This is a genomic window from Litchfieldia salsa, assembly GCF_900104555.1.
Lineage (GTDB): Bacteria > Bacillota > Bacilli > Bacillales > Bacillaceae_L > Litchfieldia > Litchfieldia salsa.
The window spans coordinates 489320-503393 of the sequence record NZ_FNJU01000001.1 but is presented as its reverse complement, the minus strand read 5'-3'; the positions used below and the strand labels follow the sequence as shown (position 1 = coordinate 503393).

At 37.1% G+C, this 14074-nt stretch carries 12 protein-coding genes; all 12 read left to right on the top strand.

Translation table 11 applies throughout. From position 1 onward, the window contains the following. Positions 1 to 197: 197 nt before the first annotated feature. Positions 198 to 911, top strand: coding sequence for a FadR/GntR family transcriptional regulator (locus BLQ56_RS02250; RefSeq protein ID WP_090849486.1), 714 nt, complete (start codon positions 198 to 200; stop codon positions 909 to 911). 31 nt (positions 912 to 942) lie between these two features. Further along, the gene (locus BLQ56_RS02245) at positions 943 to 2559 is read left to right on the top strand and encodes a gamma-glutamyltransferase family protein (RefSeq protein ID WP_090849485.1); all 1617 of its coding nucleotides are present in this window, start codon (positions 943 to 945) and stop codon (positions 2557 to 2559) included. 44 nt (positions 2560 to 2603) lie between these two features. Further along, positions 2604 to 3623: a Bug family tripartite tricarboxylate transporter substrate binding protein gene (locus BLQ56_RS02240; RefSeq protein WP_090849484.1), complete on the top strand. Its 1020-nt coding sequence runs from the start codon at positions 2604 to 2606 to the stop codon at positions 3621 to 3623. 28 nt (positions 3624 to 3651) lie between these two features. Beyond that, positions 3652 to 4104, top strand: coding sequence for a tripartite tricarboxylate transporter TctB family protein (locus tag BLQ56_RS02235; RefSeq protein WP_090849483.1), 453 nt, complete (start codon positions 3652 to 3654; stop codon positions 4102 to 4104). 15 nt (positions 4105 to 4119) lie between these two features. Then, positions 4120 to 5649, top strand: a complete 1530-nt coding sequence (locus tag BLQ56_RS02230) for a tripartite tricarboxylate transporter permease (protein WP_090849482.1) — start codon at positions 4120 to 4122, stop codon at positions 5647 to 5649. A gap of 176 nt (positions 5650 to 5825) precedes the next feature. Then, positions 5826 to 7907: a sensor domain-containing protein gene (locus BLQ56_RS02225; RefSeq protein ID WP_090849481.1), complete on the top strand. Its 2082-nt coding sequence runs from the start codon at positions 5826 to 5828 to the stop codon at positions 7905 to 7907. A gap of 533 nt (positions 7908 to 8440) precedes the next feature. Then, positions 8441 to 8764: a PadR family transcriptional regulator gene (locus BLQ56_RS02220; RefSeq protein WP_090849480.1), complete on the top strand. Its 324-nt coding sequence runs from the start codon at positions 8441 to 8443 to the stop codon at positions 8762 to 8764. Further along, positions 8761 to 9624: a permease prefix domain 1-containing protein gene (locus tag BLQ56_RS02215; protein ID WP_090849479.1), complete on the top strand. Its 864-nt coding sequence runs from the start codon at positions 8761 to 8763 to the stop codon at positions 9622 to 9624. The genes BLQ56_RS02220 and BLQ56_RS02215 overlap by 4 nt, the downstream gene beginning before the upstream one ends. 30 nt (positions 9625 to 9654) lie before the next feature. Further along, positions 9655 to 10698, top strand: a complete 1044-nt coding sequence (locus tag BLQ56_RS02210; RefSeq protein WP_090849478.1) for a PD40 domain-containing protein — start codon at positions 9655 to 9657, stop codon at positions 10696 to 10698. 452 nt (positions 10699 to 11150) lie between these two features. After that, entirely contained in the window at positions 11151 to 12737 is a 1587-nt protein-coding gene (locus tag BLQ56_RS02205; RefSeq protein ID WP_090849477.1) for a PTS sugar transporter, read from the top strand. Between the two features lie 266 nt (positions 12738 to 13003). Continuing rightward, complete coding sequence (locus BLQ56_RS02200) at positions 13004 to 13351, top strand: hypothetical protein (protein WP_090849476.1); 348 nt, start codon at positions 13004 to 13006, stop codon at positions 13349 to 13351. Positions 13352 to 13448: 97 nt separating this feature from the next. After that, positions 13449 to 14045 carry a YdcF family protein gene (locus BLQ56_RS02195; RefSeq protein WP_090849475.1) on the top strand — a complete coding sequence of 199 codons (597 nt, stop codon included), beginning with the start codon at positions 13449 to 13451 and terminating at the stop codon, positions 14043 to 14045. The last annotated feature ends 29 nt before the right edge of the window (positions 14046 to 14074 follow it).

The window sequence follows — 14074 nt, the reverse complement described above, 5'->3', positions numbered from 1 at the left end:
TTCAATTGTGTTTACAGTGAAAACGCATTCGTTAGATTATTTGAAAATTCTGTGTTAGGTTTTCTTACAAGTTTTAACACAAACAAAATTACATGTGATAAATTGTGTTTAATCAACTAAGCTATCAGACAGGTACAACGAACATTAAATTTTTTTCGGATACCTATCAGACAGGTTCTTGGAAAAGGGGGAATGGGATGGCCAAGAAGGTAAGTTCAATTGTGATGAAACAAATTACTGATATGATCAGAAGTGGTCAATATCCAACTGGCAGTAAGCTTCCTTCAGAACGAGAATTAATGGAAATGTTCAAGGTAGGGAGATCCTCAGTTAGGGAAGCATTAAGCACATTAGCAGATATGGATGTGATTGAAAAACGAAATGGGGTAGGTGTGTTTGTTAAGAAAACAGATTTAAACCATTTGGTTGATACGTTTGTTGTATCTGCATTGCTTGATTCAAAGGTTTCTAGAGAAATATTGGATTTCCGACTAATACTTGAGGTTGAAACAGCTGGTATAGCGGCATTAATGGCAACTGAGGAAGATTTGTTAAAAATGGAGCTTGCTATACAATCCTATTCTGAAGCGATTCAATCTAAAAAAGATACAGTCGAACCTGATGAATTATTTCATACAGCAATCGTTATGGCGACAAGAAATAGCGTTTTGTTAAAAGTTTATCATTACATTTCTGATTTACTTCATTCTTTTAAAATTGATTTATTGCAGGTGGAAAACAAAGAAAACACGTTGTATTACCATCAGAAAATATATGATGCGATAAAGAAAGGCAATGAGAAAGAAGCAAGGAGAATGATGCGAGAACATCTGTTGGAATTTAAAGAGCAGTTTAACGACATGAATATCCAAAAAGAAGATGATCACGAGTCTATCAAAAAAGCTAACTAATGATGTTGGTAAAAGAATGGAGTGTACCTAAATGAATGCAAACTACTTATACCATCCATACACTTCCCAACGAATGACCACTTTTTCTAGAAATGGAATGGTTGCAACTTCACAGCCTTTAGCTGCTGAGGCAGGGTTGGAGGTATTGAAAAAGGGTGGAAATGCCGTTGATGCTGCAATAGCAACAGCTGCTTGTTTAACGGTCGTTGAGCCAACATCAAATGGAATAGGGAGTGATGCTTTTGCCTTGGTATGGATGAAGGGGGAGTTATACGGCTTAAATTCAAGCGGGCCAGCACCCAAAAGTATTTCAATTGAAGCTGTTAAGAAACGAGGCTATGAAGAAATGCCGAAATACGGGTGGATTCCAGTGACTGTTCCTGGTGCACCTGGAGCATGGGCAGAGCTTTCGAGAAGATTTGGGAAACTACCACTTATTGATGTCCTTCGGCCTGCGATTGACTATGCTGAAAAAGGCTTTCCGATCTCTCCAATACTAGGAAGGAACTGGAATAAGGCGTTTGAACTTTATAAAAAAGATTTAACCTCTGAAGAATTTACTGCTTGGTTTGAAACATTTGCACCAAACGGAAAAGCACCCGAAATTGGTGAGATATGGAGTTCACCTGACCATGCAAAAACACTTCGAGCGATTGGTGAAACAAATGGAGAAAGCTTTTATCGAGGTGAAATCTCGAAAATAATTTCAGATTATTCGAAAAAGTACAATGGATTTTTAACCACAGAGGATTTAGCGGCATTCAAACCTGAGTGGGTTGATCCGATCAAAGTAAATTATCGAGGCTATGATGTTTGGGAAATTCCGCCAAATGGGCAGGGACTTATCGCCTTACTCGCACTTAACACATTAAAGGGATTTGACATGTCTGGTATCGATACCTCTTCTGCTGAACGTTATCACCAGCAGATTGAAGCAATGAAGCTAGCATTTGTTGATGGGAAAAAATACATTACTGAGATGAAGGACATGTCAGTTAGTGTAGCTTCATTACTATCAGAAGAATATGCAAAAAAACGTAGATCTCTTATCGGTCAAACGGCACTTACGCCTGAACCAGGTAAACCACCTAAAGGGGGAACCGTTTACTTAGCAACAGCCGATAGTGAAGGGAATATGGTTTCATTTATTCAAAGTAATTATATGGGGTTTGGTTCTGGAATTGTTGTACCTGGAACAGGCATTTCCTTGCAAAATAGAGGACACAACTTTTCCCTTGATCCTCATCATGACAATTATTTGCAAGGTGGGAAAAGAACATACCATACCATTATTCCAGGATTTTTAACGAAAGATAACGAACCTGTAGGTCCATTTGGTGTGATGGGTGAATTTATGCAACCTCAAGGTCATGTTCAAGTCATTATGAATACAATCGATTTTCATTTAAATCCACAAGCAGCACTTGATGCACCAAGATGGCAATGGACTGGTGGTAAGAGAATTTTGGTTGAACCCACTTTTCCAAATCATATTGCACAAGAATTGGCGAGAAAAGGTCATGAGATCGAAGTGGCTGTTGATTCAAGCACATTTGGACGAGGGCAGATTATTTGGAGAGACAATCAGACAGGTGTATTAAAAGGTGGGACTGAATCAAGAACCGATGGAGCTATTGCAGTTTATTAAATAGGTCAAGTAAAACTACATAAAAGAAAAGGGGTAATACGTTTATGAAAAAGATGCTGTTCGTTTTCCTATCAATTATGCTTTTAATCTCATTAGCGGCTTGTGGAAGTGCTTCAAATGGAGCAAGTTCTTCAAATGAAACGGGTTCAGATTCAAGTAATGGAGCTAGTAATTTTCCTGACAAACCAGTGAAGCTTGTGATTCCATATCCACCAGGTGGAGGAACAGATGTGTTGTTTAGACTTGTCGCACAGTATGCAGAAAAGCATTTAGGTCAAACCATCGTCCCAACGAATATGGCAGGGGCTACAGCAACGGTTGGTTCTCGATTTGTTAAAGATGCAGATCCAGATGGTTATACAGTTCTAGGAATTCATCAGGTTATGGCAACGGCTCAGCATACTGGAGTTGTAGATTATGGGTTCTCATCGTTTGATCCTGTTTTCTTAATGACATCTACTCCACATATTCCGTCTGTTAGCAAAAAATTCAGTGAAGAACATGGAATCAAAGACGTAACAGATTTAGTTAATTATGTAAAAGAAGGGAATAAATTAACTTGGGCATATACGGTAGGTTCTGAGGATCATTACACAATTGCGGCATTGATGGATGCAGCTGGAGTTGATCCTAGATCATTAAATTATGTGAGTTATGATGGAACTGCTCCACAATATGCTGCCATTTTAGCTGGTCAAGTGGATGGGATGACAGGTGATTATGCATCAGGGAAAGGTTACTTTGATGAAGGGACACTCGTTCCATTAGGAATGGTAGATGCAGAAAGAAATCCATTTTTACCAGATGTTCCAACTGTGAAGGAACAAGGAATCGATTTTGAAGTTACAGTTGACAGAGGAATATTGGCTCCAAAAGGTACACCTGTTGAAATCGTAGAAGCAATTAGTGAAGCATTTAAGAAGGCATTGGAAGAACCAGAGCTTCAAGAAAAGATTAAGGAGCTTGGAAGTTTCCCAAATTATAAAGCTACTGAAGAATACAAGAACCATCTTGAAGAGTTAGATACAAAGATGAGTGAATTGGCGCCGAAAATGAAATTCTAATAAATATGCCATATGGGGGGCGAAAAGAATGATTAATCGAATCTTTGCAATCGTAGTTTTAGCTATTAGTGGATTGTTTTTCTTTCAAACTACTAAGTTCTCAGAAAAATCAGGGGTGCAAACTTTCGCCCCCTCGTTTTTTCCGAGAATCATCTTATTTTTAATCGTAATGTTATCTCTTTACCTATTGGTAAAAAGCTTCCTGAAACGAGATGAATCAGAGAAGGTTTCCATTATGATAAAAAAATATGTGAAAGAGCATTATCAGGTTTTAGCGATTATAGGCCTCTTCTTTCTGTATGTATTATTCATTTCTATTATTGGCTTTTTGATCAGCTCCATTTTCTTCTTGTTCATTACTTTTACAATACTAAGACCTAAAAAAGTGAAAAGTCTATTAGCAAATGCACTTGTTGCGATTGCTTTAACTGTTAGCATTCAATATGTATTTCAACAAATGCTGAATATCTATTTACCATAAAAGGAGGGGAATTAGTTGGATATCTCAATGGTCATGCAAGCATTTCAAGGAATTCTTCATCCCATGATGCTTCTTACAATCTTTATCGGGGTCCTTGTTGGTATCATTGCTGGATGTATACCAGGTTTTACCTTCACCATGGCGATTATCTTGGCATTCCCATTCACCTTTGGTATGGATCCTGTCCAAGGGCTTGCCTTAATGATTGGTATTTATATAGGAGGATTATCAGGCGGGCTTATTTCTGGAATTCTTCTTGGAATCCCAGGAACTCCGTCTTCGGTTGTAACGGTGTTTGATGGATATCCGATGACACAGCAAGGTCAATCAGCGAGAGCACTAGGAATTGGTATCGCATCATCAGTACTAGGGACCTTCATTGGAGCCATTGTCTTATTCTTATTAGGCCCTATCATTGCAAAATTTAGTTTATTATTTGGTCCATGGGAAATCTTCTCCTTAATCTTATTTGCTTTAACCCTTGTTGCTGGATTAAGTGGAGCATCGCTAGTAAAAGGCTTGCTTGCAGGATGTTTAGGGTTATTGATCGGAACGATAGGAATATCACCTACAGGGCAAGTTCGCTTTGATTTTGGAATTAGTCAATTATCCTCAGGGTTTTCCCCAATTCCTGTGTTAATAGGATTATTTGCACTATCGACGCTTTTTGGAAATATTGAAGAAATTAAAAAGAGTGTTGCAGGAAAAGATACAAAGATTTTAAAGCAACAAGTTAAAATTCCGTATCTCCAGGTTATAAAGGACATGTATAAGGAAAGATGGAATGTGTTAAGATCCTCTTTGATTGGCTGTTTTATCGGATGTCTTCCAGCAGCTGGTGCAGAGTCTGCGAACTTTATAAGTTATGATCAGGCGAAAAAGTTTAGTAAGGAAAAGGAAATGTTTGGTAAAGGGCATCCAGGAGGAATTGTTGCATCCGAAAGCTCAAACAATGCAGTTGCTGGGGGAGCATTCATCCCAACCATTACACTAGGTATCCCAGGAGATGTGGCACAGGCAGTCATGATCGGTGCGCTCATTTTACATGGAATTACCCCTGGTCCAGGACTATTTCATACCCAACCAGTTCTAGTAAATTCAATTTATGTAGCGATTATTATTAGTGGAGTTGCTGTCCTGATTTTACAAACTTTATTATTACCAATCCTAACGCGAATCACCTTTATACCAAAAGAGTTTTTAGTTCCATCGATTTTATTTTTAAGTACAGTAGGTGCTTTTGCCTTAAATAATCAAATCTTTGATATTTGGATTGTGTTTGTTTTCGGTATCATCGGATTTCTGTTAATGAAAATGGATGTTCCATTAAGCCCAATTATCCTCGGATTAATATTGGGACCAACATTAGAAGCGGAAATGACTAGAGCATTTCAAATGGATACAAGTATCCTGTTATTTTTTACTAGACCAATCTCCTTAACTTTTCTCATTTTAGCGCTTGGATCTTTTGTATTTACAATCATACAGGTTAGAAAGCAAAATAAGGAGACAGCAGAGGCGATTGATATTAGAAAGGGAGCTTAATGGTATATGCGGACGGTTTCGTACTTCTTTTTTCGAAAAGAGTATCGGAATCGTCCTTTTTTGTTTGCACCTTTACCCATATTTTCCAGTGGATTGAGTAGACACTACACAACTAAATTCCTTCATTTTCTGGTAAAATATGAGTAACATGTCATCTATACTTTTGCGAGGTACCTATGAGTGAGACTAACATCAAGATTGACCAATATATAAAAATGAAAAATTATCCATATAAAGAGTTGCTTGAGAACTTTACAGAAGCGATTTATGTCATTAGTCTACAAGGGCAATTCATCGATTATAACCACGGTTTTACATCGTTAGTTGGTCCTGGCGAAGCCTATTTGAATACGAATTTCCTTGATATTGTTCATCCTGAAGATATTCAAATTGCCAGAAGTGGATTTATTGAAACGCTAGATGGCAAGGTGTTAAAAGAGGAAAGGCTACGAATTTTCGCGCATGATGGCCAAGTGAAAACGATTATAACAAGCAAAGTGCCACTTATCGAAAATGGAGAATTGCTTGGAATTTTAGGAATTGCGAAAGATATCACTGTTGAAGTTGGCCTTCAATCTGAGATACGAAAACAGTATTATCGTTTCAGGTCTTTAGATAAAAATTCAAGTAGTGTTAATTGCATTCTTTCTGAACAAGGAGAAGTAACGTACCAAAGTCCTTCTGTCGAAAAGGTACTAGGGTATAAACCTGGTGATTTAAGTGAGCCATTTTTAACCTTTGTCCATCCAGATGATGTTAAAATGGTAAGAGATAGATTTTCCTATTTACTGGCACATCCTACTGAGTCGCAAGCTGTTGACGTCAGAATTCTTCATAAGGATGAAAATTGGCGTATCTTACATGTATTATCCAATAACCTAATGGATGATCCTGATATTAGGGGAATTGTGATTAATTTTCATGATGTTACTGAGATGAGGCAGGCTCAGCAGGAGATTCAGTACATGGCATACCATGATCACCTAACTGGACTCCCCAATCGACGCTTTTTTGAAGAACGGCTGCAAGAAGAACTGACAGCGGCGAAGAAAAATAAAAGTCAATTAGCCGTTATGCTTCTTGATATTGATCGGTTTAAATTTATTAATGATACATTAGGGCATGTAATTGGTGATAAAGTACTGAAGGGAATTACAGGGATGCTAACTGGAATTATGTCTGAGACGGATTTAGTTGCTAGAATGGCTGGTGACGAATTCTTAATTCTAAGTCCTAGTCTACCTTTCAAAGAGTATGCAGAACAGCTCGCAGCAACCATTCTCAAAGAGCTTGAAACGCCTATCATTGTTGAACATTATGAGCTTTTTGTTACTGGAAGCATTGGAATTGCTATCTATCCTAACTCTAGCGAAGACCTTTCGAGCTTAATTAAGAATTCAGATCTTGCGATGTATGAGGCTAAGAAAAGGAAAGCTAATAGTTATAATGTGTTCTCACCTGAAATGGAAAGAACATCTTTTAAAAATTTCGAGTTGCAAAATGATCTTCATAAAGCGCTTTTGAACGATGAATTTGAACTCTACTATCAGCCAAAGGTCCTTTCAAACAAACGGCAAATTGTTGGAGCAGAGGCGCTAATCCGTTGGAATCACTCTACACGGGGACTAGTCTCACCAGGAGAATTTATTCCTTTAGCTGAAGAAAGTGGATTGATTGTTCCAATAGGTGAATGGGTTCTTGAAAATGTTTGTAAGCAAATCAAAGCTTGGGAAGAGAGTGGATATCCGAGATTGGAAGTATCCCTCAACTTTTCAGCGCTACAAATGCTACAAAAAGGATTAGTCGATACAGTAAAAGCCATTCTAGAAAAGTATCAAGTAGAAGGAAAAAGCCTTGAAATTGAAATAACAGAGAGTCTCATTCTTAACGATGATGGTGATTTGCTGAAGAAATTAGAAGACTTAAAAGACCTTGGTATTCGCATTGCCATAGATGATTTTGGAACTGGCTATTCATCAATGAGCTATCTTACAAAATATAAATTTAACACAATTAAACTAGATCGATCCTTTATTAAGGATATTCATACTTCTACAGACAGCCAAGCTATTACCAAATTCATCATTCAGCTTTCCAATCAGCTAAAGATGAAAGTAGTTGCCGAAGGAGTAGAATTAGAAGAACAATTCTCCCTCTTACTAGAAATGAACTGTGATGAAATACAAGGCTACCTAATCAGCAAACCACTACCCGTCCATCAATTTGAACAACTCGGACGGTTCTCAAGCTTCATTTAAGGTTAAACGGGGACGGTTCTCATGCATCATTTAAGGGCTGACCGCTAGTTATATGCTCTCTTTAAGGAGACAGATTTATTTTAAAATCTGTTTTCCTTAGGGGGAGTTTTTTTGGTTCCGAAACGGTATTCTTTAGGGTTTTTCTGATAATTTGTGTATGAATAATAGTAAGTTGGAGGTGATTGTTGTGAATCTGTGATACTGATTCCAGTAGGATTATTTTTGTAGAAAATAAAGGGAAAAATTCCAGTTAACTTGGAAAATACTTAAATTTCCTTAAAAATAAGGGGAGTTTTTCCGGCTATATGAACAAAATCAATGCATTTTTTGTTATTTAGAGAAGTTAAGGGGATTATTTCCTCTTATTCCTGCTTCTTAAGCCTCTACTCTATACAATAGAGGGAAATTCTCCACTTAAATCATGGTGATGACTTTCATTTACTTATGGAAGGGGATCAAACACAATTGTACCTTGTAACACGATGTACATAGTGTTACAATATAAATACAAATTAAGGAAAATAGGTGAAAAAATGGATAAGGAAATGTTAAAAGGAAGTATTGATCTTCTGCTGTTATCGCTTATTAGCCAGAGAGATCTTTATGGTTATGAGATAACTAGATTACTAAAGCAGCTAAGTGATGACCATTATGAAATGAGCGAAGGAACTCTCTATCCAGCATTAAAACGCCTAGAGAAGAAAGAATGGGTTGAAGCCTATTGGTCAGAAACTCCTTCAGGGAGAAGAAAGTATTATAAAATTACAGATTCAGGGATGATGGAATTAGAGAAGAAACAAAAGGATTGGAAACTTATTGAGAATTTAGTACAAAAAAGCTCGGAGGGTCTTATATGAAATCGAAATTAGAACGGTATGTGGAGAATATTGTCCGTCATACAGAATGTTCTAAGGAAGAAAAAGAGGATCTTTATGAGGAAATACTTATCCACCTTAAGATTTCAAGCGATTACTTAATTGAGAATGAAGGTTTAACACGAGAAAAGGCAGAGGAAAGGGCTATACAGTTATTTGGCCAAGAAGGGGAAATTGGCAGCCAAATTCAACAAGCACTTTTTCCTTATCGTAAGGAGTTAATGCTCACATTATCGATATCCTCTCTTCTTTTTACAATCAGCATTTATGTATTAAGTCTTTTTGTTGAAGGAGATTTCTATGTTGGATGGCTGTGTTATTCGATGTGTTTGAGTTCATTGATTTTGATTCTTCCTTTAAATCAACATTTTCACATAAATAGAAAGCTATGGATCAATGTTTTGTTGATTTTTCATACGCTAGGGCAGTTATATGGTTGGTTAATTGTAGGAGATTTAGATCATTCAGCAAATGTCGGCTTAACCATTTGGGTATGGTTAAACATTGCTCTAAGTATTGGTCTGCTTTACTGGATCACAATCTATGACTACGGTTCAAATCAAAAACATATGAAGTTACTGCATGGATTGAATATTGCGAGTGGGATTATCATTATTGGGATTTCACTATTTCTAATTGTTGGCGGTCTTATTATGATTGGTGAATTTCATTTCATGATGATTCTGTTTGCTAGTCCTATTGCTGTTTGGACGGCTTTGTATGTAGCTCAATTAAAATTGGTGAAGAAAAATAAAAACATTGCATTTGTATTGGGATTCATCCCCATTGTAGCTGGTATTCTAATCTTATTTTGGATATATGGACCCTTACTCTATTTATAAATAGTAGCCCAAATGCAGAAAGGATTTTTTATGAAGAAAAAAAGCCTTATGACTCTTATAGGATCTTTATGTAGTTTAACAGTAGCTCTAGTGGTTTTGGGGGTATTTTTCAACAAAACAGAAAATGAAAAACAGAATGGACTTTCCAATCAGTATGATGTATCTTCTCAAAATAAGATTGCCTATGTAGTGTATGAAATGGGCAAGCCGCAATTAGTATTGCAGAATGAAGGGGAGTCAGAGGATACTGTAGTAGCAGAATATGATGAGGAAACGATGATCCTAGATCCAAGCTTTTCAAGTGATGGCTCCATATTAGCTTATATAACTACAAATAAAGATAAGGAAACAGAATTGATAAGTACGGTTCATTTTTATCATTTAGAAAAAAAGACCATATCGGATGTATTCACGGATGCCTCTACTGTAACAGAGGTTGAATTTAATCCGGACCAGTCGTCCTTGTTATACCTTCGTGCTGGAACATTTGAAAATTATTCACCGATTGTAGGGGAAAGACCACATAACTTTGATGTTTACGAATTTAACCTTGACCAAAAAACACATATACAAAAGACAAAACTTGAGCAGTATTCGATCTATTCTCTGAATGTTGCCCAGAGTGGTGATCGTGTTTTCATTGGGAGAGATGATGATTCAGATGTGGAAACGGCAGAAGATAGCTTCGATGTAAAACAAAGAATTTTTGAAATTCCGTTAGAAAATCCTGATGAGATGTCTGTCCTGTCAGATCCTAAACGCGATGTCTCTATTTTTAGTTTTACAATTACGCCTGATGGAAATGAAGTTATTTTTCAGTCCATTAGTAATCCTAATGACGGTGGCATTTATGAATACGAATTATTTACATATAATTTGGATACTAAAGAAGAAGAACAGTTAACTCATTTTGGTGAACATGTAGGTGATCCTGTTGTAAGTACAGATGGCAGTACGATTTACTTTATGATGGATAAAAACTTCGCGAAGGGTGATCCCAACTATCATTTATACAAAATGAATGTCGATGGAGGTCAAAGTGAAGAAATAGTTCTACATGGGAATAGTGAATAGGATGGGGGCAGAATTGATCTGTGGATCCTTTCATTTCTGGGCCAAGGGATCTGTTCCCTTGGTTCTATTGAAAAATAAAGGGTGAAATTCCTGTTAACTTGGGAATTACACTGATTTCCTTTAGATTAAGGGGGAGTTCTTACTAGCTATTAAGCTTAAAAAATAATCAAAAAGATATGGAAAAATGGTTAGCTTAATGAGGAGATAGATAATCGCTAGAATTTGTTATGCCAGGCACTACGTGTGGACAAGTGTTCACTCGAAGTCCTGGCATTTTTTTAGGCAACTAACACTCTCCCTCACACTCGGAAAATACGATGAGTGATAGCGTGCAGGTACAAAAACGAAAATTAACGGAAATATCTTTTTATTTTATCACTTTATTATGGTAGAGTAATAAAGAGATAGTCATTCATTCACAGAAACTACATATAAAAGTGGGGGAACCGGTTATGAGAATCGTTATTTTAGGAAGTAGCGGAGGAAACTTATACAATCTTGGGGGAAAAAATCCAAGTAAGTTATTAAGTGAATTAAAAACACAAGCAAGCTCTGCGGGGATGGAAATTGTGGCAACACAGTTTATTGCAGCACAGGATTCGATGGATAAAGCAAAGCCTACTACAAAAGCATCTCTTTGGAGTGTAGATAAGGGGCAATCATTTGTTGAAAGTGAAGTTGAAACATTAGAAGAGATTAATAAAAAGGTAGAAGCTATAGATAAAGAGATTGCAGAGTTAATCAACAATGGTGGAATTGATGGGATTATTATGATGAGTGGTGATCCAAAAGGTGCAAATAAGCAAGCTCTTGCTGCAGCAGCTGACAAGAAGATTCCAATCGTTGGAACAGGCGGTACTTCTATGGCACTTGTAAGTTCGCAGGGAGGTAACGTGATTGCGACATCAGGCACAACTGGAACAACAAACAGAACTAGAGCCGTATCTTTTGTCACTTCATTAAGCAAGCACTTTGGTGTTAGGTATCAACCTATATTAGGAAATAGCTCTGATTCTGCTCATTCAGCACAGGGTTTAGGGATTAAAAACATCAATATACGAGGAATCATGATGTCAGCACTTCCTGGCTTTATTGCACTGGCCCTAATATTGGCACTTAGTAAAATTCCTGGTTTAGGTGTATTGGGAGACGTATTTAGTGTACTCATTGGTGCCTTACCAATTGTTATTGCAGTAATTGCTGCAAAACAAGTATCAGAATTGGATGAAGTGTCTATTATAGCAGGGGTCATTGCCGGTGTTCTGTCTGTTGATGGTGGAATTATTGGTGGAATGATCGGTGGTATTATCGCAGGACTACTTGTCAGATTTCTATTCCAGCTGTTCGTTGGTTGGCGCTTTCCGATGACGACCGTCAATATTGCAGCAGGGGGATTTGCTGGTCTCATATCAGGTTTATTAATCTATTACTTTATTGGTCCATTAGCACTTACGCTAGGAGATCTTATTAAACAAGCAATTGAGATAACAGTGGCGTTTAATCCGATTTTGGCAGGGTTAATTGCCGGAATCCTAATTTGGCCAGCTATTCTTGGTGGTGTATATCATGCGGCAATCCTACCAATTGTATTGCTTGAAATGGAGAAGACAGGTAATAGCTTCTTAGGTGCAGTTGACATGGTTGGGCTTGTAATGGTGGCAGCGGGTATCAATTTAGCAAACATTATTTCTCCTCGTGATAAAGGGGAAGCAGCTGTTGCGGCACCTGGCTTTGCGATTAACATGGGGTTTGGTACATTTGTTGAATCTGCTTATCCATTCATGTTTTCAAGTAAGTGGGTATTTGGGGGAGCCATAGCTTCTGCTGGAATTGGTGGAGCATTAGTTGGGATGTTTGATGTGAGAGGAACCGCTTATGTCCCAACATTTACAGCACCATTATTAGCAAACAATGCGATTGGTTTTATCATTGCAATGGTAGTTCCGTTTTTAACCGCATTTCTGATTACTTTTGTTGTTAATAGATTATCTAAACCAAAAAGAATGACAACTAATGGAAATATTGGGAAAAGTGCTTAAGATTATTAAGGTGCCTGGCACCAGGTGAGATACTCCCTTTAAGGTAAACAGATAATAAAAAATCTGTTTATCCTTAGAGGGAGTTTTTTTGTAGTGCGATGTGTCATTCCCTTTGGATCAAGACTTTAGCAATGAAGGGTGTTATTTTAGGAATAAAAAAACTGAATAAACAGGAAAATTATGTTAAACTGAAATTGTCCTTAAGGGGCTGATAATTGAGATAGAATCTAGTCCCATATTATTAGATGAACTAAGGAGGCGGGCGAGTGAAATATTTTCTTAACTTCATTTTAGCAGTATCTTTGACGGGTTGTTCTTATTACATTGCCAGCTTACTTCTAAGAAATGAATTACCATTTTGGCAAGCACTAATAATAGGTTTTTCTGTTGTTTCATTAGGGGCGTTAACTGAGGCTTTGGGAAGTCCAATTTGGTTAATCGTGTTCGTTCCATTTCCAGTAGGAATGTTCTTATTATATTTATTTCTTAACGTCACCGTTCCTCAATGGTTTCTGACATATATCATTACACTGACAATATACACAGTCATACATATACCGATGAGTTATTTCTTCAAGTTTCATTCTTTAATTCCAGCTTGGCAACTTTCTTGATCCTAACTCTTTCTCAATAGATACTGAGAGACTTAGATTCGTAGCAAATAAAATAGATTAATAAATAAATTCATTATTCTAAAAGGATTACTTTAATATGACCAAAAAAATGGTATTAAAATTAGTTTATTGCATTATCGTTATTTCCCTTCTTTTCATTTGCTATTCAGCTTTCAGTATTTGGTCATTTAGCGACAATGTTCAGTTAGTGAAAACTGATGTGGCTGTGGTACTTGGTGCGGCTGCTTGGGATGAAGAACCATCACCTGTTCTTCGCGAGAGGATCAATCATTCTATCTGGCTTTATGAGAATGATTATGTGGATAAAATTATTTTTACTGGTGGCAAGGGTATAGGAGATAAGTATGCAGAATCTGAGGTTGCAAGGGAATATGCGATTAAACACAACGTAGATCCTAATGATATTCTAATTGAAACGAAATCAGAAATCACAGAAGAGAACCTAAAATATGCGTATGAAATTGCGGGTGATCAAAATTTCGGCACCTTTACAATAGTAAGCGATCCCTTACATATGAAAAGAGCCATTCTGATGGCAAAAACCACTGGAATGGAAGCATATTCATCACCTACACAAAGTTCCGTTTATACAACATTGAATAGCAAAATTCCGTTTTTCCTAAGAGAATTGTTTTTCTATATCGGTTATATCTTCAGTCTACCATTTAGGTGATAACGATTGCTCTCTTTAAGGTAAACAGA

Coding starts and splice junctions, on each gene's coding strand:
- BLQ56_RS02225 (WP_090849481.1), top strand. CDS start 5,826: ATGAGTGAGACTAACATCAAGATTGACCAATATATAAAAATGAAAAAT.
- BLQ56_RS02205 (WP_090849477.1), top strand. CDS start 11,151: ATGAGAATCGTTATTTTAGGAAGTAGCGGAGGAAACTTATACAATCTT.
- BLQ56_RS02245 (WP_090849485.1), top strand. CDS start 943: ATGAATGCAAACTACTTATACCATCCATACACTTCCCAACGAATGACC.
- BLQ56_RS02210 (WP_090849478.1), top strand. CDS start 9,655: ATGAAGAAAAAAAGCCTTATGACTCTTATAGGATCTTTATGTAGTTTA.
- BLQ56_RS02240 (WP_090849484.1), top strand. CDS start 2,604: ATGAAAAAGATGCTGTTCGTTTTCCTATCAATTATGCTTTTAATCTCA.
- BLQ56_RS02220 (WP_090849480.1), top strand. CDS start 8,441: ATGGATAAGGAAATGTTAAAAGGAAGTATTGATCTTCTGCTGTTATCG.
- BLQ56_RS02235 (WP_090849483.1), top strand. CDS start 3,652: ATGATTAATCGAATCTTTGCAATCGTAGTTTTAGCTATTAGTGGATTG.
- BLQ56_RS02215 (WP_090849479.1), top strand. CDS start 8,761: ATGAAATCGAAATTAGAACGGTATGTGGAGAATATTGTCCGTCATACA.
- BLQ56_RS02250 (WP_090849486.1), top strand. CDS start 198: ATGGCCAAGAAGGTAAGTTCAATTGTGATGAAACAAATTACTGATATG.
- BLQ56_RS02195 (WP_090849475.1), top strand. CDS start 13,449: ATGACCAAAAAAATGGTATTAAAATTAGTTTATTGCATTATCGTTATT.